At 68.6% G+C, this 18,057-nt stretch carries 15 protein-coding genes; 11 read left to right on the forward strand and 4 right to left on the reverse strand.

Annotated features, from left to right (window positions below; all coding sequences use genetic code 11):
* The first annotated feature begins 32 nt into the window (after window positions 1–32).
* The 6 genes from QQK83_RS11360 (at window position 33) to QQK83_RS11385 (ending at window position 6,912) form a co-directional block, all read left to right on the forward strand.
* Window positions 33–914 (forward strand): LysR family transcriptional regulator, encoded by an 882-nt coding sequence (locus QQK83_RS11360; RefSeq protein WP_284264317.1) that lies wholly within the window; start codon window positions 33–35, stop codon window positions 912–914.
* 135 nt (window positions 915–1,049) lie between these two features.
* Entirely contained in the window at window positions 1,050–1,511 is a 462-nt protein-coding gene (locus QQK83_RS11365; protein ID WP_284264318.1) for a formate dehydrogenase subunit gamma, read from the forward strand.
* On the forward strand, window positions 1,508–3,004 hold the full coding sequence (locus tag QQK83_RS11370) for an NADH-ubiquinone oxidoreductase-F iron-sulfur binding region domain-containing protein (protein WP_284264319.1): 1,497 nt from the start codon (window positions 1,508–1,510) through the stop codon (window positions 3,002–3,004). The genes QQK83_RS11365 and QQK83_RS11370 overlap by 4 nt, the downstream gene beginning before the upstream one ends.
* Window positions 3,001–5,913, forward strand: a complete 2,913-nt coding sequence (gene fdhF / locus QQK83_RS11375; RefSeq protein WP_284264320.1) for a formate dehydrogenase subunit alpha — start codon at window positions 3,001–3,003, stop codon at window positions 5,911–5,913. Before QQK83_RS11370 ends, fdhF begins: the two co-directional genes overlap by 4 nt.
* Window positions 5,910–6,719 (forward strand): formate dehydrogenase accessory sulfurtransferase FdhD, encoded by an 810-nt coding sequence (fdhD, locus tag QQK83_RS11380; RefSeq protein ID WP_284264322.1) that lies wholly within the window; start codon window positions 5,910–5,912, stop codon window positions 6,717–6,719. The genes fdhF and fdhD overlap by 4 nt, the downstream gene beginning before the upstream one ends.
* Window positions 6,709–6,912, forward strand: coding sequence for a formate dehydrogenase subunit delta (locus QQK83_RS11385; protein WP_284264323.1), 204 nt, complete (start codon window positions 6,709–6,711; stop codon window positions 6,910–6,912). Before fdhD ends, QQK83_RS11385 begins: the two co-directional genes overlap by 11 nt.
* Before the next feature lie 85 nt (window positions 6,913–6,997).
* Here the strand turns inward: QQK83_RS11385 and QQK83_RS11390 are convergent, their stop codons facing one another.
* The 3 genes from QQK83_RS11390 to QQK83_RS11400 are packed head-to-tail and all read right to left on the reverse strand — an operon-like array spanning window position 6,998 to window position 11,285.
* A complete protein-coding gene (locus QQK83_RS11390) occupies window positions 6,998–8,206 on the reverse strand; it encodes an efflux RND transporter periplasmic adaptor subunit (protein ID WP_284264324.1) in 1,209 nt (402 codons plus the stop codon).
* Window positions 8,207–8,211: 5 nt separating this feature from the next.
* Window positions 8,212–10,569 carry an ABC transporter permease gene (locus QQK83_RS11395; protein WP_284264325.1) on the reverse strand — a complete coding sequence of 786 codons (2,358 nt, stop codon included), beginning with the start codon at window positions 10,567–10,569 and terminating at the stop codon, window positions 8,212–8,214.
* Between the two features lie 8 nt (window positions 10,570–10,577).
* Window positions 10,578–11,285: an ABC transporter ATP-binding protein gene (locus tag QQK83_RS11400; protein ID WP_284264327.1), complete on the reverse strand. Its 708-nt coding sequence runs from the start codon at window positions 11,283–11,285 to the stop codon at window positions 10,578–10,580.
* Between the two features lie 164 nt (window positions 11,286–11,449).
* Between QQK83_RS11400 and QQK83_RS11405 the strand changes: the two genes are divergently transcribed.
* Window positions 11,450–13,219, forward strand: a complete 1,770-nt coding sequence (locus tag QQK83_RS11405; RefSeq protein WP_284264328.1) for an IlvD/Edd family dehydratase — start codon at window positions 11,450–11,452, stop codon at window positions 13,217–13,219.
* Window positions 13,220–13,383: 164 nt separating this feature from the next.
* Here QQK83_RS11405 and QQK83_RS11410 read toward each other — a convergent pair whose 3' ends face one another.
* Window positions 13,384–13,590 (reverse strand): cold-shock protein, encoded by a 207-nt coding sequence (locus QQK83_RS11410; RefSeq protein ID WP_109670163.1) that lies wholly within the window; start codon window positions 13,588–13,590, stop codon window positions 13,384–13,386.
* Window positions 13,591–13,867: 277 nt separating this feature from the next.
* Here QQK83_RS11410 and QQK83_RS11415 point away from each other — a divergent pair, with 277 nt between their 5' ends.
* From QQK83_RS11415 to prfA, 4 genes are read left to right on the forward strand one after another with little or no spacing between them, the layout of a single operon-like run.
* Window positions 13,868–15,241 carry a bifunctional enoyl-CoA hydratase/phosphate acetyltransferase gene (locus QQK83_RS11415; RefSeq protein ID WP_284264329.1) on the forward strand — a complete coding sequence of 458 codons (1,374 nt, stop codon included), beginning with the start codon at window positions 13,868–13,870 and terminating at the stop codon, window positions 15,239–15,241.
* Window positions 15,238–16,410 carry an acetate/propionate family kinase gene (locus QQK83_RS11420; RefSeq protein ID WP_284264330.1) on the forward strand — a complete coding sequence of 391 codons (1,173 nt, stop codon included), beginning with the start codon at window positions 15,238–15,240 and terminating at the stop codon, window positions 16,408–16,410. Before QQK83_RS11415 ends, QQK83_RS11420 begins: the two co-directional genes overlap by 4 nt.
* Window positions 16,411–16,416: 6 nt before the next feature.
* Window positions 16,417–16,881 carry a DUF1499 domain-containing protein gene (locus tag QQK83_RS11425; RefSeq protein WP_284264331.1) on the forward strand — a complete coding sequence of 155 codons (465 nt, stop codon included), beginning with the start codon at window positions 16,417–16,419 and terminating at the stop codon, window positions 16,879–16,881.
* A gap of 52 nt (window positions 16,882–16,933) precedes the next feature.
* Window positions 16,934–17,989, forward strand: a complete 1,056-nt coding sequence (gene prfA / locus QQK83_RS11430) for a peptide chain release factor 1 (protein WP_284264332.1) — start codon at window positions 16,934–16,936, stop codon at window positions 17,987–17,989.
* Window positions 17,990–18,057 lie beyond the last annotated feature (68 nt).

Here is an 18,057-nt window from a genome sequence, read left to right on the forward strand (position 1 = left end):
ATTGATGTGCCCTCGATTGCGATCCTTGGCGCATGATCAACAAGCTCGAAATGTTCATCGCCGTCGCCAAGGAGGGGCATTTCGGACGCGCCGCCGAAAGCCTCGGCATCACGCAGCCGACGCTGTCGACCGGCATCAAGCAGCTCGAGGAGCAGCTGGGCGTCCAGCTGATCTTTCGCGGCTCGCGCTACGGAGGGCTCACGCCCGAGGGGCAGCGCGCGCTGGTCTGGGCGCGCAGGCTGGTCAGCGACAGCCGCGCCTTCCGCGAGGAGATGCGCGTCAGCCGCCACGGGTTGTCCGGCCATTTGCGGCTGGCGGTGATCCCCACGGCGCTCACATGGGCCGCCCGGCTCTCGGCGCGCTTCGCCGAGGCGCATCCGAACGTGCGCTTCACGATCCTGTCGCGGAACTCCTCCGAGATCTTGAAAATGCTGGAAAATCTCGAAGTGGATGCCGGGATTTCCTACCTCGACAACGAACCCTTGGGCCGCGTCACCACCGCCCCCATCTACACCGAGCATTACACGCTGGTCTGCCACGCCGACAGCGCGCTTGCGCTGGAAAGCGAAGTGACATGGGCCGATCTGTCGGGCGAAAAGCTGTGCCTTCTGACCCCCGACATGCAGAACCGGCGGATCATCAACCAATGCTTCATGGAGGCCGATGTGACCCCCGAGGCGCTGGTCGAATCGAACTCGACCGTCGTTCTGGCCGCCCATGTCGAAGAGGGCGGCTGGGTCACCGTCTTACCCTCTGACATGGCTCGGTTTTTAGCCTCGGGCAAACATCTGTCGATCGTGCCCATCACGGGCGGACACGTGGCCCATACCGTCGGCCTCGTCGCGCCCTTTCGCGAGCCGCACACCCCGGTTCTGGACGCGCTCCTGCGCGAGGCGGGCAACCTGGGCGGCTGACATCGCGGAAAAGGTCGCTTGCGGGGCGAGGATGGTCGCGCCTGTTCCATTCGGATTTCAAATCAACCAACGGAAAGGCGATATTGATCTTCGATCAATCGCTGCGATGCTGCGGGCAGAGTTCCGGAGCAAGCCATGACGACCAAAGCCGCCCCGACGCCCGAGATCGACACGATCATCGCGGCCCATCTTCATCTCGAAGGTCCGCTGCTGCCGATCCTGCATGCCTTGCAGGCGGCCTACGGCCATGTCCCCGCCGAGGCGCATGCGCCCATCGCCGCGGCGCTGAACATCACCCGCGCGGAACTGCATGGTGTCATCAGTTTCTACCATGATTTCAGGGACAAGCCCGCCGGAGTTCATGTGGTCAAGATCTGCCGGGCCGAGGCCTGCCAGGCGGTCGGCGCCAATGCGCTCTCCGAGGCGGTGTTGGCGAAACTGGGCCTCGACTGGCACGGCACCACGCCCGATGGGCGCGTGACGGTGGAACCGGTCTATTGCCTTGGCCTCTGCGCCTGCGGCCCCGCCGCGATGGTGGACGGCGCGTTGAAGGGCCGGGCGAAGGCCGACGCCCTGTTGGCGGAGGTCTCGGCATGAAGGTCTACGTCCCGCGCGACGCCGCCGCCCGCGCGCTTGGTGCCGATGCCGTCGCCGCCGCCTTCGAGGCGGCCGGGCATGCGGTCATCCGCAACGGCACCCGTGGCATGATCTGGTTGGAACCCCTTGTCGAGATTGAGGAAAACGGCCAGCGCCGCGCCTATGGCCCGGTTGCGCCGGGCGATGTCGCGGGCATTCTCGACGGCAGCGTCGAAAGCCTCGGCCGCGTGGAAGACATCCCCTTCTTCGCCCGCCAGAACCGCCTGACCTTCGCCCGCTGCGGGCTGATCGACCCGCTCGACCTTGCCGCCTACGAGGCGCATGGCGGCCTCGCCGGTCTGCGCCGCGCCATCGAGCTTGGTCCCGAGGGGATCGTCGCCGAGGTCAAGGAGAGTGGCTTGCGCGGCCGTGGCGGCGCGGGTTTCCCGACCGGCATCAAGTGGGAGACGGTGCAAAAGGCGCAGGCCCCGCGGAAATACATCGTCTGCAATGCCGACGAGGGCGACAGCGGCACCTTCGCCGACCGCATGATCATGGAGGGTGACCCCTTCACCCTGATCGAGGGGATGGTGATCGCGGGCCTCGGCGTGGGCGCGACGAAGGGGTATGTCTACATCCGGTCCGAGTATCCCGACGCCATCGAGGTGATGAGCCGAGCGGTGGAAATTGCGCGTGAAAACAACATCCTCGGGCGCGTTCTTCATGCATCACATGAATTCGACATCGAGATCCGCGTGGGCGCGGGGGCCTATGTCTGCGGCGAGGAAACCAGCCTTCTGAACTCGCTCGAGGGCAAGCGCGGCGTGGTTCGCGCCAAGCCGCCGCTGCCCGCGCTCGAGGGGTTCATGAGGCGGCCCACGGTCGTCAATAACGTCATCTCGCTCGCCACCGTTCCGGTGATCTTCGAGAAGGGCGCGGCGCATTACGCGGGTTTCGGCCTTGGCCGGTCCAAGGGCACGATGCCGGTGCAGATCGCGGGCAACGTCAAGCACGGGGGGCTCTTCGAGACCGGCTTCGGGATGCCGCTGGGCGAGCTGGTCAACGACATCGCGGGCGGCACGGCCAGCGGTCGCCCGGTCAAGGCGGTGCAGGTCGGCGGGCCGCTCGGTGCCTATTTCGCGCCCGCGAAATTCGACACGCCCTTCGCCTACGAGGAGTTTGACGGGCAGGGCGGGCTGATCGGTCACGCCGGCGTCGTGGTCTTCGACGACAGCGCCGACATGCTGGGCATGGCGCGTTTCGCCATGGAGTTCTGCGCGGTGGAAAGCTGCGGGAAATGCACCCCCTGCCGCATCGGCGCGGTGCGCGGCGTCGAGACCATCGACCGCATCGCGCAGGGCGACGGCAGCGCCGTGCCGCTTCTGGTCGATCTGTGTGAAACCATGAAGGACGGCTCGCTCTGCGCGCTGGGGGGCTTCACGCCCTACCCGGTGATGAGCGCGCTGGAACAATTCCCCGAGGAATTCGCCGTGGCACGGGAGGCCGCAGAATGAAAGATTTCATCATTCCCTGGGACAATGACCGCGACATGGGCACGCCCGCGAAACAGGGCGCGCCGGTCACGCTGACCATCGACGGTTTCGAGGTGACCGTGCCCGAGGGCACATCGGTGATGCGCGCCGCGGCCGAGCTGGGCATGTCCATCCCAAAGCTCTGCGCCTCCGACAACCTGGAGGCTTTCGGCTCCTGCCGCCTCTGTGTCGTCGAGATCGAGGGGCGGCGCGGCACGCCCGCCTCCTGCACCACGCCGGTGGCCCCCGGCATGGTCGTGCGCACCCAGTCGCAGAAGGTGAAGAAGATCCGCAAGGGTGTGATGGAGCTCTACATCTCCGACCACCCGCTCGACTGCCTGACCTGTGCGGCAAACGGCGATTGCGAGCTGCAGGACATGGCCGGCGCGGTCGGCCTGCGCGACGTGCGGTACGAGGCCCCCGAGGACGGCATGCGCAGCCATTTCGCCGCCCGCAACACCAGCGGAGAGGCCAATCCGGAGTGGCTGCCCAAGGACGACAGCAACCCCTATTTCACCTATGACCCGTCGAAATGCATCGTCTGCAACCGCTGCGTTCGGGCCTGCGAAGAGGTGCAGGGCACTTTTGCCCTGACCATCGAAGGCCGCGGGTTCGAGAGCCGCGTCTCGGCGGGCGGCGCGGGCGACGATTTCCTGTCGTCCGATTGCGTCAGCTGCGGCGCTTGCGTGCAGGCCTGCCCGACCGCGACCTTGCAGGAGAAATCGGTGATCGAGCTGGGCACGCCCACGCGCTCGGTCGTCACCACCTGCGCCTATTGCGGGGTTGGCTGCTCCTTCAAGGCCGAGCTGAACGGGGATGAGCTGGTGCGCATGACCCCCTACAAGCACGGGGCCGCCAACCGCGGGCATAGCTGCGTCAAGGGCCGCTTCGCCTATGGCTACGCCACCCATTCCGAGCGCATCCTGAACCCGATGATCCGCGAGACCATCGACCAGCCCTGGCGCGAGGTCAGCTGGGAAGAGGCGATCGGCTTCGCCGCCGACAAGTTCCGGGCGATCCAGGACAAACACGGGCGCAAATCGGTGGGCGTCATCACCTCGAGCCGCTGCACGAACGAGGAAACCTATCTCGTGCAGAAGATGACGCGCGCGGTCTTCCGCAACAACAACACCGACACCTGCGCGCGGGTCTGCCATTCGCCCACGGGCTACGGCCTCGGCCAGACCTTCGGCACCAGCGCGGGGACGCAGAATTTCGACAGCGTGCAGCATGTCGATGTCGCCGTGATCATCGGCGCGAACCCGACCGACGGGCACCCGGTCTTCGCCTCGCGGCTGAAAAAGCGGCTGCGCCAGGGCGCGAAGCTGATCGTCATCGACCCGCGGCGGATCGACCTGGTGAAATCGGCGCATATCGAGGCGGCCCATCACCTCGCGCTGCGCCCCGGCACCAACGTGGCCGTCGTCACGGCGCTGGCGCATGTGATCGTGACGGAAAAGCTCTATGACGAGGCCTTCATCCGCACGCGCTGCGACTGGGACGAGTTCGAGGAATACGCCGAGTTCGTCTCGGATGTCCGCCACTCGCCCGAGATGACCGAGATGCTCACCGGCGTCCCGGCCGAAGAGTTGCGCGCCGCTGCCCGGCTTTATGCCACCGGCGGCAACGGGGCGATCTACTACGGGCTGGGCGTGACCGAGCATTCCCAGGGCTCAACCACCGTCATGGGCATCGCCAACCTTGCCATGCTCACCGGCAACATCGGGCGCGAGGGCGTGGGGGTGAACCCGCTGCGCGGGCAGAACAACGTGCAGGGCTCTTGCGACATGGGCTCCTTCCCGCACGAGCTGCCGGGCTATCGCCATGTCAAGAACGCCGATGTGCGCGCGATCTTCGAGAGCGCCTGGGGCGTGGAGATCGACCCCGAGCCGGGCCTGCGCATCCCCAACATGCTGGACGCCGCCGTGGGCGGGCAGTTCAAGGGGCTCTACTGCCAGGGCGAGGATATCCTGCAATCCGATCCCGACACCAAGCATGTCGCGGCGGGGCTGGCGGCGATGGAATGCGTCATCGTCCATGACCTCTTCCTGAACGAGACGGCGAATTACGCCCATGTCTTCCTGCCCGGCTCCACCTTCCTCGAGAAGGAGGGAACCTTCACCAATGCCGAGCGCCGCATCAACCGCGTGCGCGAGGTGATGAAGCCCCGCAACGGCTATGCCGACTGGGAAATCACCCAGATGCTCGCCAATGCGATCCTGAAGGCCGAGGGGCGGCCCGCATGGCACTACACCCACCCCGCGCAGATCATGGAAGAGATCGCGGCGACGACCCCCGGCTTCGCCCATGTCACCTATGACATGCTGGAGGAGCGCGGGTCCGTTCAGTGGCCCTGCAACGATGCGGCCCCCGAGGGCTCGCCTATCATGCATGTCGAGGGCTTCGTGCGCGGCAAGGGCCGCTTCATCGTCACCGAATACGTGGCGACCGAGGAAAAGACCGGCCCGCGCTTCCCGCTGCTGCTGACCACGGGGCGGATCCTGTCGCAATACAACGTCGGCGCGCAGACGCGGCGGACGGCCAACACCGTCTGGCATGCCGAGGACGTGCTGGAGATCCACCCCCATGACGCCGAGGTGCGCGGGATCACGGAAGGGGCCTGGGTCAAGCTCGCCAGCCGGTCGGGCGAAACCTCGCTGCGCGCGCATCTGACCGACCGGGTCAGCCCCGGCGTGGTCTACACGACCTTCCACCATCCGGGCACGCAGGCCAACGTGATCACCACCGATCATTCGGACTGGGCCACGAACTGCCCGGAATACAAGGTGACGGCGGTGCAGGTGGGCCTGTCGAACGGCCCCTCGGACTGGCAGGACCGCTACGAGGAACAGGCGCGGCTCTCGCGCCGCATCCTGCCGGCGGCGGAATGACGCCCAGCCGGTCCATAAGGGCCACGGCCCTCGGCCCCGACGGCGCGCGGGAGGTCACCCGCGCGCTGCCCGAGGAGGTGCCGGTCGCCGTCACCTGCAACGGCACGACGCAGGCGGTGATGATGTGCACGCCCGCCGACCTCGAGGATTTCGCCCGCGGCTTCGCCTTCACCGAGGGCTATGCCCGGCCTGACCAGGTCGAGCGGGTCGAGATCATCGAAGCCGATCAGGGTATCGAGGCGCGGCTCTGGATCGCCGAGGAAGCGGCCGAGGCGCTTGGCGCACGGCGGCGCGCGATGATGGGGCCGGTGGGGTGCGGGCTTTGCGGGATCGAAAGCCTCGAAGAGGCGTTGCGCGATCTGCCGCCCGTCACGGGCGCGCTGGTGCTCGACGCCGGTGAGGCCGCGGGTGCCGCCGAGGCGCTGCGCGCCCACCAGCCGCTCCACGACCTGACCCATGCGGTCCATGCCGCGGGCTTCTACGTGCCGGGGCAGGGCATCGTTCTGGCGCGCGAGGACGTGGGCCGCCACAACGCCCTCGACAAGCTGATCGGGGCGCTGCTGCGCGCCGGGATCGACCCTGCCTCCGGCGCCATCGTGATCACCAGCCGCGTCTCGGTCGAGATGGTGCAGAAGGCCGTGCTGGCCGGCTGCCCTGCCTTGATCGCCGTCTCCGCCCCGACGGCGCATGCTCTCAGGCTGGCCGAGGGCGCGGGGCTGACCGTCGCCGCCTTTGCCCGTGGCCGCCGGATCGAGGCTTTCACCCATACCCACCGGATCGTCACGGGAGAGACCGATGTCGCCTGACAAGCTGAGCCGCATGGCCAACCAGATCGCCACCTTCTTCCGCAGCCAGCCGGGCCAGGATCAGGCCGAGCGGGTGGCGGGCCACCTCAAGGATTTCTGGGGGCCGGAGATGCGGGCGGAGCTGAAGGCCTACGCCAAGGGCCACGAGGATCAACTCGACGACCTCGTCCGTCGCGCGCTGCCGCTGATCTGAAGCGCCACCAGCGTCTTGCAAGACGCTGCCCAGAGCCTTGCAAGGCTCTGGGTAAGGCCCTTGCAAGGGCCTTACCGCGCGCCTGTCACAGGTCGCGCCGGTCCACCACCGTCACGCCATCGGCCACCGCGTCGCTCGGATGGGTGACGATCCGCTCGCCTGCGGCAAGCCCCTCCAGCACCTGCGCCATGCGCGCGCCGCGCTGGCCCAGCGTCACCGCGCGTTCCTCGACCACGCCATCGGCCACGACAAAGACCGCCCAGCCCTCGCCCCTCCGGAAGAGTGCGCCGAGCGGCACTTGCAGGACGCTTTCGTCCTCCCACTCCACCACGCGCAGGAAGACAGAGAAGCCGTGGCCGAGGCCGGGGCGTGCCTCGACCGGGGTCACGATGTCGAAGATCACGTCGACGCGCTGCTCCTCGATGCCAAGCGCCGAGACGCGGGTTTCGGCGGCGGGTTCGATCCGGGTCAGCACGGCCTCGAGCGGGTCCGGCCCGCCCCAGCGCTCGACGATCGCGTGGGTGCCCGGCGCGATGCGCACGGCGTCCGACGACAGGAGATCGGCCACGATCTCCAGCTCGGCGGGGTCGCCGAGGGTCACCAGCGGCGCACCGGCCTGCACCGGGTGCTCGCTGATCGTGGCGATGGACAGCACGACGCCGTCCGCGGGTGCGGTCAGCGCGACGCAGCAGTCCCCGCCGTTCTCGCCGCCCTCGGGGCCGAGGAGGGCCGCGCGCGCGCGGTCGAGCGTGCCTTCGGCCATGATGATCCGCGACCGGGCGGCGGCGACCGTGGCCTCGGCCACGGCCAATCCCTGCGTCGCCGTCTCGAGCTGGGTCACCGTGGACACCCCGCGTTCGACCAGCGTCTGTGTCCGCTCGAACTGGAGCCGCGCAAAGCTTTCCTCCTCCTCGGCGCGGGTCAACTCGCTGCGCGCGACGGCAAGCGCCGCCTCTGCCTCGGCCACGGCCGCCTCGGCCTGCGCGCGGGACCGCGCGTCGAGCAGCGTGGGCGTCGCGGGTTCCACCCGCGCGACGACCGTCTCGCCCGCGACCACGGGGTCGCCCACTGCGACGGGCGCGCGCAGGGCCGTGCCCGCGATGGGGGCTGCCACCTCGTAAAGGTCGCGGATGCGCGTGCGCCCGTCGGCGTCGATCGTCACCTGCATCGGGGCCGCCGCCACCTCGATCAGATCGACCGGCACCGGGTCCTCGCGGAAGGCGACCCAGGCCAGCCCCCCCAGCACGGCGACACCCGCCAGCGACAGTCCGATCGTTCGCGTGGTCCAGACCATATCCGTTACTCCCGTGTCTTCATGACGGCCACCAGGTCCATCCGGTCGATGCGGCGGCGCACAATCATCACCGAGGCGAAGCTGGCGGAGAGCACCACCAGGCTTGCCCATGCGAAACTCGCCGGTTCCAGCACCAGCGGGATGGCATAGAGGTCCGAGGTGAAGCTGTTGGTCAGCGCATGGGCGATCCATGCGCCGAGCAGCCAGCCCAAGGGCTGCGCGATCAGCGCCAGCAGCATCGTCTCGCCCACGAGGACCTGGCTCACCTCGGCCCGCGTGAAGCCCAGGATGCGCAGGCTCGCCAACTCGCGCGCGCGCTCCGACATCTGGATGCGCGCGCCGTTATAGGCGACGCCCACCGTGATCAGGATGGCGATGGCGGCATAGACCGTGTTCACCACCACCACGTTCTCGCTGATCGTATCCTCGAAACTGGCGCGGTTCTCGTTCATCTCGATCAGCCCCGACAGCATCGGCGTCTCCTGCAGCGCCGCGTGCAGCGCGGGCAACTGTGCGGGGTCGACCAGCACATTGGCGACCGAGACCTGCGGGCTGCGCCGGAACAGCCGGTCGAGAGTGCCGATCTCGACATAGGCCCCCAGCCCGAAATACTGCTCCACCAGCCCCGCCACGACCAGCTCGTGCGTCTCGCGGCGACCGGTCATGAACGCGACCTCCAGCACGTCGCCGACACCGACCTCCAGCTGCTCGGCCAGCCGGTCGGACAGAAGGATGCCGCCCGGCGGCGGGTCGATGGGCTTGCCGCTCGCGCCGATCACGCGGGACAATTCCGCGCCGACGGCGCGCGCTTCGATGGAGACGCGCTTTTCCAGCGGCCCGTTGCGAAGCGTCGCGGGATGGACCTGCATCGCCTCGACCTTCAGCACGCCGGGCAGGGCCGCCACGTCGGCGAGCGCGGTTTCCGGCAGGTCTTCGGCAAACAGGATCATCGCGTCCTGCCGCATCGACTGGTTGAAGGCGAGGTCGACGATCCGTGTCAGCGCGTCGAACATGAACCCCGACGCGATGACCGAGGCCGTGGCGGCGCCCAGCCCCAGCGCGGTCAACGCGCTGCGCAGGGGCCAGCGGATGACGCTGCGCAAAACCATGATCGTGGTCTGCTTCAGCTGCAGCGCGGCCATCGCGCGGTCGGCCAGCGTCTTCCGAAAGACCGGCGGGGCAGGGGGTTGCATGGCGACGGCAGGGGCGAGCCGCGCGGCCATCAGGGCGGCGCGCAGGGCACCCGCCATCGTGGTCAGAAGGGCGGCCAGCCCCGACATCGCGTAGACCCAGGGCGGCACGCGGAAGATCAGGTAAGGGAACTCGAAGAATTCCGCGTATTGCGCCGCCATCCCGCGCGCAAGGATCGTGCCCCCCGCCCATCCCAGCGCCACGCCGATCACGGCGATGAGGGCGGCCAGCAGCAGGTAATGCAGCGAGATCTCGACATCGGAATATCCCAACGCCTTCAACAGTCCGATCTCGGCCCGGTCGAGCGCCACGATCCGGCTCATCACCATGCCGACGAGAAAGGCGGAGATGGCGAAGAAGATGGGCGGCACCACCATCGCCATGCCGCGCAGCTGGTCGATCTCGGCCGAGACGAAGGCATCCGACATCTGCTGATCGCGCCCATAGGCGCCCTGCCCGCCGTAAGAGTCGAGCAGCAGGTCGAGCGCGTCTTTCACCTCCTCGAGCCGCGCGTCGGCGGTCAGGCGCAGGGCGACATGGTTGAATGCGCCCGCCATGTCGAAGGCCGCCTCCATCTCGGGCTCGGGCATCCAGATGATGCCGAAGCCCTCGTTGTCGGGCATCAGCGCGCCGGGGCCGATGGTGTAGATGAACTCGGGGCTGAGGGCCGTCGCGGTGATGGTCAGCGCGCGGCGCTGGCCGTTGAGGTTGGCGTGGAAGACATCGCCGATGGCAAAGCCGTTGGCCCGTGCGAAGGCGGTGGTGACCATGACCTCGCCCGGCCGCACGGGCGGCACGCCGCCGCGCAGGATCGGGACGTTCAGAAGCGGGTCACCGCCCGTGGGCCAGGACAGCATCTGCCCCATCGCCACCTCGACCCGCTCCGGCAGGTCCAGCACGGCAAAGCCCTGCACCCGCGCCTCGGCCCCGGTCACGCCGGGGATCTCCATGATCTCGGACATCAGCCGGTCGGGGGCGCGGCGGGCCTCGGCGAAGACCTCGGCGAAGCGGTTGCGCTCGTAATAGGCGTCGCGCGTCTCGGTCAGCGCGGTGTGCATGCCCACCGCCGTCAGCAGGATCGCCACCCCGCAGGCCAGGACCAGAGCGATGGCCAGCCCCTGCAGCCAGAGGCGCTGAAAATCCCGCAGGAGCTTGATGTCGATCGCCTGCATCGCCGCCCTCACCAGCTGATCTCATGGGGGGCGAGGCGGCTCTCGTTCACCTCGACGCCCGCGATCTTTCCGTCGGCGAAGTTGATGACCCGGTGCGCCATGGCGCGGATGCCCGCGTTATGCGTGATGACCACCGTCGTGGTGCCCAGATCATCGTTGATCTGCCGCAGCACCTCGAGCACCGCGACACCGGTCTTGCTGTCGAGCGCGCCCGTGGGCTCGTCGCAGAGCAGCACCTCGGGCTGCTTGGCGATGGCGCGCGCGATGGCGACGCGCTGCTGCTCGCCGCCCGACAACTCGGCCGGGAAATGGTCGAGCCGGTGGGTCAGGCCGACGCGCGCCAGCGCCTCCTCGGCGCGCATGGGCTTGGGGGCCACGTCGGTGACAAGCTGCACGTTCTCGCGCGCGGAGAGCGAGGGGACGAGGTTGTAGAACTGGAAGACGAAACCGACATGGTCGCGCCGGTAGCGCGTGAGCGCCCGGTCGCCGAGGTCGGTCAGCTCCAGATCGCGGAACCAGACCCGTCCGGAACTGGCGTGATCGAGCCCGCCGAGAATGTTCAGAAGCGTGGATTTGCCCGAGCCCGATGGGCCGAGCAGAACCGACAATTCACCGCCGTAAAGCTCGAGGTCCACGCCCGCGAGCGCGTGAACCTTGATCTCGCCGGTGTCGTAAACCTTGCTCAGGTCCTCGGTGCGAAAAACGGTCTGGGGCATGGCCTGTCCTGTCTTGGTATATCTCGCACAGGTGCGGACGGGATGATTTGACCTGCCTCAAGCCCGCGCCGATTGTTTGCCTTGAGGGGGAGGGGGCGCTTCCGCTAGGACTGTCACACGCCGTCTCATTATTCGGCCCTTGGTTTCACTATATGGAACACTCCATGTCCGACACCCGCGCCAACCGCCGCTATCGCAGCCAGGAATGGTTCGACAATCCCAACAACCCGGGCATGACCGCGCTTTACCTGGAGCGCTACCAGAACCAGAGCTTCACCCGTGCGGAGCTGCAATCCGAACGGCCCATCATCGGCATCGCCCAGACCGGCAGCGACCTTGTGCCTTGCAACAAGATCCACGTCTTCCTGATGGACCGGATCAAGGCGGGTATCCGCGACGCGGGCGGCATCCCGATGGAATTCCCGGTGCATCCGATCCAGGAGACGGGCAAGCGGCCCACGGCGGCGCTGGACCGCAACCTGCAATACCTGTCGCTGGTCGAGGTGCTGCACGGCTACCCCATCGACGGGGTCGTGCTGACCACGGGCTGCGACAAGACAACGCCTGCCATGCTGATGGGGGCGGCGACCGTGGACTTGCCCGCCATCGCGCTGAACGGCGGGCCGATGACGGATGGCTGGTGGCAGGGCAAGCGCGCGGGCTCGGGCACGATCATCTGGGAAAGCCGCCGCCTGCTGGCGGAGGGCAAGATCGACTACGACGAGTTCATGGAACGCGCCTGCGCCTCGGCGCCCTCGCTGGGGCATTGCAACACGATGGGCACGGCCTCGACCATGAACGCGCTGGCGGAAGCCTTGGGCATGACCCTGCCGGGGGCGGCGGCGATCCCCGCGCCCTTCCGCGAGCGGATGGAAATGGCCTATCTCACCGGCCGCCGCATCGTCGAGATGGTCGAGGCCGACCTGAAGCCCTCCGACATCCTGACCCGCGCGGCTTTCCTCAACGCGATCAAGGTCAACACCGCCATCGGCGGTTCCACCAACGCGCCGCCGCATCTGCAGGCCATCGCGCGGCACATGGGGGTGGAACTGGATGTCACCGACTGGCAGGCGCACGGGCTGAAGCTGCCGCTTCTGGTGAACATGCAGCCGGCGGGCGCCTACTTGGGCGAGTCGTTCTTCCGCGCGGGCGGGGTTCCGGCGGTGATGGGCGAGCTTATGGCCGCGGGCCAGCTTGAAGGTTCGGTGATGACCGCCTCGGGCCTGCCGCTCTCCGAGGCGCTGGCAGGCGCGCGCAGCCGCGACCACGACGTGATCCGCCCCTTCGACCAGCCGCTCCGCGAGAACGCCGGGTTTGTCGTGCTGAACGGCAACCTCTTCGATTCCGCGCTGATGAAGACCAGCGTCATCTCCGAGGATTTCCGCGCGCGCTTCCTGACAGGCGGCGTCTTCGAGGCCCGCGCGGTGGTCTTCGAAGGCCCCGAGGATTACCACGACCGCATCAACGACGCCGCTTTAGGCATCGACGAGCGCACGATCCTCTTCATCCGCAACGTGGGCTGCGTGGGCTACCCCGGCTCGGCCGAGGTGGTGAACATGCAGCCGCCCGATGCGCTGATCCGCGCGGGCATCCGGCACTTGCCCACGGTCGGTGACGGGCGGCAGTCGGGCACTTCGGAAAGCCCCTCGATCCTCAACGCCTCGCCCGAGGCGGTGGTGGGGGGCGGCCTTGCGCTGTTGCGGACGGGGGACATTGTTAGGCTCGACCTGAACGCAGGCACGCTCGACGCGCTGGTGGACGAGGCCGAATGGCAGGCCCGCCGCGATGCGTGGCGACCGCCCGAGATCACGCACCAGACCCCCTGGCAGGAGATCTACCGCAGCCACGTGGGCCAGTTGGCCCAGGGCGGGTGCCTGGAGCTGGCGACGGCTTACCAGCGGATCGCCCGCGATCTGCCGCGCGACAATCATTGAGCGCGCCCACGGTCTTGCAAGACCGTGGCCAGAGCCTTGCAAGGCTCTGGTCCGGCTTTTGCAAAAGCCGGTTCAAAGCCCTTGCAAGGGCTTTGCCGCGCCCCGTTCGGAACGAAAAAGGGCGTGCCGATGGCACGCCCTTTGCCGTAATCCGGAGGGACCGATTACATCAGTTCGATGTTCACGGCGCTTTCGCGGCCGTCACGGCCCTTTTCGAGGTCGAACTTGACCTTCTGGTTGTCGGCAAGGCCGGTCAGGCCCGAACGCTCGACGCCCGAGATGTGGACGAACACGTCCTTCGAGCCGCCGTCGGGCGCAATGAAGCCGTAGCCTTTGGTGGTGTTGAACCATTTCACGGTGCCGGTGGCCATATCCGTGTCTCCTGTCTGTGTCGCTGCCCGCGACATGCGGCAGCTTCGGCGTCACCCATGCAAGATCGAGAGCACAAGCTTGGCCGTTTGGGGCAAAGACAGGGGTCGATAGAGTAGAGATAGCGGCCCCCGTATGCGCCGATTGCGGCTGCAAGTAAAGTGAAATCCGTGTGACCGCCGCGGCGCAACCCCGGTTTGACGGGCTGACATGGATCAAGTTTCTTTCATCTCGAACCGCTAGGGTGTCCCCACCGGACCTGCAGCCCGAAGGACAGCGATGACCGTTCTGACCAGCACCCCCCACGCCGATCTCAGGGTCGGACAGGAGGCGCGCGTGACCCGCCTCTGCCGGGCCGAGGATCTCCATGTCTTCGCCCATGCCAGCGGCAACCTGAACCCGATGCACCTGCCCGACCGGGACGGCGACGGCGATGGCCGGGTCGAGGCCGTTGCCCCCTCGGCCTGGGTGGCGGCGCTGATCTCGGGCGTTCTGGGCAACCAGTTGCCGGGGCCGGGCACGCTCTACCTGTCGCAGGCGCTGCGCTTTGTCGGGCGCGCCCACGCCGGCGAGACGCTGACCGCGGGTGTCCGCGTCGCCGAGCTGCTCGCGGGCCGCGCCGTGCGCCTCGAGACCTGGGTCGACGGCCCCGCGGGCCCCATCGCCGAGGGCGAGGCCGTGGTCGAAGCCCCCGATGCCGCGCGCCGCTTCGACGGGGTCGAGGTGCCGGGCCTGATCGTGCAGTCGCACCGCCATTTCGACGCGCTCTTGGCGCGGGCCGAGCCCTTGCCGGCGCTGCCGACCGTGGTCGTCTGTCCCGAAAGCCCCGACGCGCTGATGGGCGCGCTTCTGGGGCGCGACCATACGCTGATCGACCCGGTCTTCGTCGGCTGCCCCGTCAAGATCGCCGCCGCCGCGGTCGAGGCCGGGGCCGACATCACCGGGATCGAGATCATCGACATTCCCGACCACCGCGCCGCCGCGCTGCGCGCGGTCGCCCTGGTCCACGAGGGGCGCGCGCGGGCGCTGATGAAGGGGCATCTGCACACCGATCAGCTTCTGCATGCGATCCTGAAGAAGGAGACGGGGCTGAGGACGAACCGCCGCCTCTCCCATGTCTTCGTGATGGATGTGCCGGGGCTCGACCACCTGCTCTTCGTGACCGATGCCGCGATCAACATCGCGCCGGATCTCGCGTGCAAGGTCTCGATCGTGCAGAACGCCATCGACCTTGCCCGCGCGCTGGGGCTGGAGCAGCCCAAGGTCGGCATCCTCTCGGCGGTGGAAACCGTCACGCCCTCGATCCCCTCGACGCTCGATGCCGCGATCCTGTCGAAGATGGCGGATCGGGGCCAGATCACGGGCGGTCTGGTGGACGGGCCGCTTGCCATGGACAACGCCGTCGATCCGGGGGCCGCGCGCACCAAGGGGCTGACGGGGCTTGTCGCGGGGCGGGCCGACATCCTCGTCGCGCCGAACATGGAGGCGGGCAACATGATCGCCAAGGAGCTGACCTTTCTCGCCCATGCCGAGGCCGCGGGGATCGTGATGGGCGCGCAGGTGCCGGTGATCCTCACCAGCCGCGCCGATGACGACAAGGCGCGCCTCGCCTCCTGCGCGGTGGCGGCGCTTTACGCCGAAACTCAGCGATGAGCCTGATCCTGACGCTGAACGCGGGGTCCAGCTCGATCAAGTTCGGGCTCTACACCGCCGCGCCCGAGCCGGTGGAACAGGCGCGCGGACAGATCGACGCGCTGGGCGCGGAGGCCCGGCTGATCGTGGAGGCGGGCGGCGACCGCAATGTGACCGCCATCGGCCCGGCCGATCACGCGACGGGGCTTGCCGCCTTGCTCGAGGCCCTCGCGCCCCTGATGGCGGGACGCCCCATCGCGGCGGTCGGGCACCGGGTGGTGCATGGCGGGCCCGAGATCGACGGGCCGCGGGTGCTGACGGCGGAGCTGGTCGCGTATCTCGACACGCTCTCGCCGCTTGCGCCGCTGCACCAGCCCCACAACCTCGCCGGTGTGCGCGCGGCGCTCGCGGGTTTTCCGGGCGCGGTGCAGGTCGCAGCCTTCGACACCGCCTTTCACCGGGGGCACCCGTGGGTGAACGACACCTTCGCCCTGCCGCGCCGCTTCTACGAGGCGGGCGTGCGGCGCTACGGGTTTCACGGGTTGAGTTACGACCACATCGCCGGGCGGCTGGCCGCCGATCACCCCGACCTGGCCAAGGGCCGCGTGATTGTGGCGCATCTGGGCAACGGCGCCTCGCTCTGCGCGATGCGGGGCGGGCGCTCGGTCGCCTCGACGATGGGGTTCTCGGCACTCGACGGGATGCCGATGGGCACGCGGGTGGGCCAGCTCGATCCGGGGGTGGTGCTCTACCTGATGGAACAGGGTATGAGCGCCACCGAGATCACGACGCTGCTCTACACCGAAAGCGGCCTCAGGGGCCTGTCGGGGATCACTCACGACATGCGGGTGCTTCTGGCCTCGGACGCGCCCGAGGCGGCGGAGGCGATTGCCTATTACACCTTCCGCCTGAAGCGCGAGATCGGCGCGCTTGCCGCGGCGCTGGGCGGTCTCGACGCGCTGGTCTTCACCGGGGGGATCGGCGAGAACGCGGCCCCCGTCCGGGCCAAGGCGCTGGAGGGGCTGGGGTTCCTGGGGCTGGAGCTGGACGCCGCGCGCAACGCCGCGCAGGCCGCGAAGATCCATGCGGGCCGGGTGCCCATCCTTGTCATGCCGACCGACGAAGAGCGGATCATCGCGCGCGCCGCGGCCCATGCGCTCTTGACGGCGGACGGCGAAGCGCCGACCTAGAGAGGCATGCGTATCCTGATCGGTCTTGCCGTCCTCCTCGTCCTTCTCGTCCTCGCCGTGATCGGCGCGGGGGTCTATTTTCGCAACGTCTCGATGCCGGCCGAGACCTGGCACGTGGACCCGGCGACGGTCACGCCGCCCGCCAGCCCCAATTACGAGTTGCGCCTGGGCGACCGTGCGCCCGTCTTCGACGCGGCCCCTGACGTGATGGCCGCGCGCATCGACGCGGTGGCGACGGCGGAGGGCGCCGTGCTGATCGGCGGGGCGGTCGCCGAGGGGCACATGACCTATGTCGTCCGCTCGCGGCTGATGGGCTACCCCGATGCGATCTCGGTGAAACTGGTGCCGGTGGCGCAGGGCACGCGGGTCGAGATCTACTCGCGCGCGCGCTTCGGCTATTCCGACATGGGCGTGAACGCGGCCCGCGTGGACCGCTGGATCAGTCGTGCGCGCGGCATGACAAGCCCCTGACAAGCCCCTGACGGCTCTTGACGGCGCGGCCCTGCCGCGTCACGTGACGCCCATGTTGCCCGAGGATCGCCTGCGCCAGATCACCGACCGTTTCGAGTATCTCGAGGCGAAGCTGAACGCGGGTGCTGCCACGGGCGAGATCGCGCGGATCAGCCGGGACTATGCCGAGCTGAAGCCGGTCGTGGCCCAGATCGCGGGCTGGCGGCAGCTGGTGGACGATATCGCCGAGGCCGAGGCGATGCTCGCGGACCCCGAGATGCGCGACCTTGCCGAGGAAGAGCTGCCCCGCCTGCGCGCGGCCCTGCCCGAGGCCGAAGCGGCGTTGCAGCTGGCGCTTCTGCCCAGGGACGAGGCCGACGCGCGCCCCGCGATGATCGAGATCCGTCCCGGCACCGGCGGCGAGGAGGCGGCGCTGTTCGCGGGCGACCTGCTGCGGATGTATACCCGCCATTGCGAGGCCCGCGGCTGGCGGTTGGAGATCGTGGACCTGCAGGAGACCGAGCTGGGCGGCGTCAAGGAAGTGACCGCGCGGATCGAGGGCGATGGTGTTTTCGCAAGGCTCAAGTTCGAGAGCGGCGTCCACCGGGTGCAGCGGGTGCCCGAGACGGAATCGGGCGGGCGCATCCACACCTCGGCGGCGACGGTCGCGGTCCTGCCGGTGGCCGAGGAGGTGGACATCGACATCCCGGCCGCCGACATCCGCATCGACACGATGCGCGCCTCGGGCGCGGGCGGGCAGCATGTGAACACCACGGATTCGGCGGTGCGGATCACGCATTTGCCCACCGGGATCGTGGTGACGAGTTCCGAGAAGTCGCAGCACCGCAACCGCGAGATCGCCATGGGCGTGCTGCGCGCGCGGCTCTACGACCTGGAGCGGCAGAAGGCGGCCGATGCCATGGCCGCCGACCGCAAGGCGCAGGTCGGCTCGGGCGACCGGTCCGAGCGGATCCGGACCTACAATTTCCCGCAGGGCCGGGTGACCGATCACCGGATCAACCTGACGCTCTACAAGCTCGACCAGGTGATGGCGGGGGACCTCGACGAGGTGATCGACGCGCTGGTCTCGGATGCGCAGGCGCGGCAGCTGGCGGCGATGGATGGCTGAGGCGCTGGCGGTTTTCCCGGGCTTCGCCCGGGACCCGGCGCGCGGGGGGCCTGCGGCCCGTCCGCGCG

It is taken from the genome of Roseicyclus amphidinii (assembly GCF_030163755.1).
Lineage (GTDB): Bacteria > Pseudomonadota > Alphaproteobacteria > Rhodobacterales > Rhodobacteraceae > Roseicyclus > Roseicyclus amphidinii.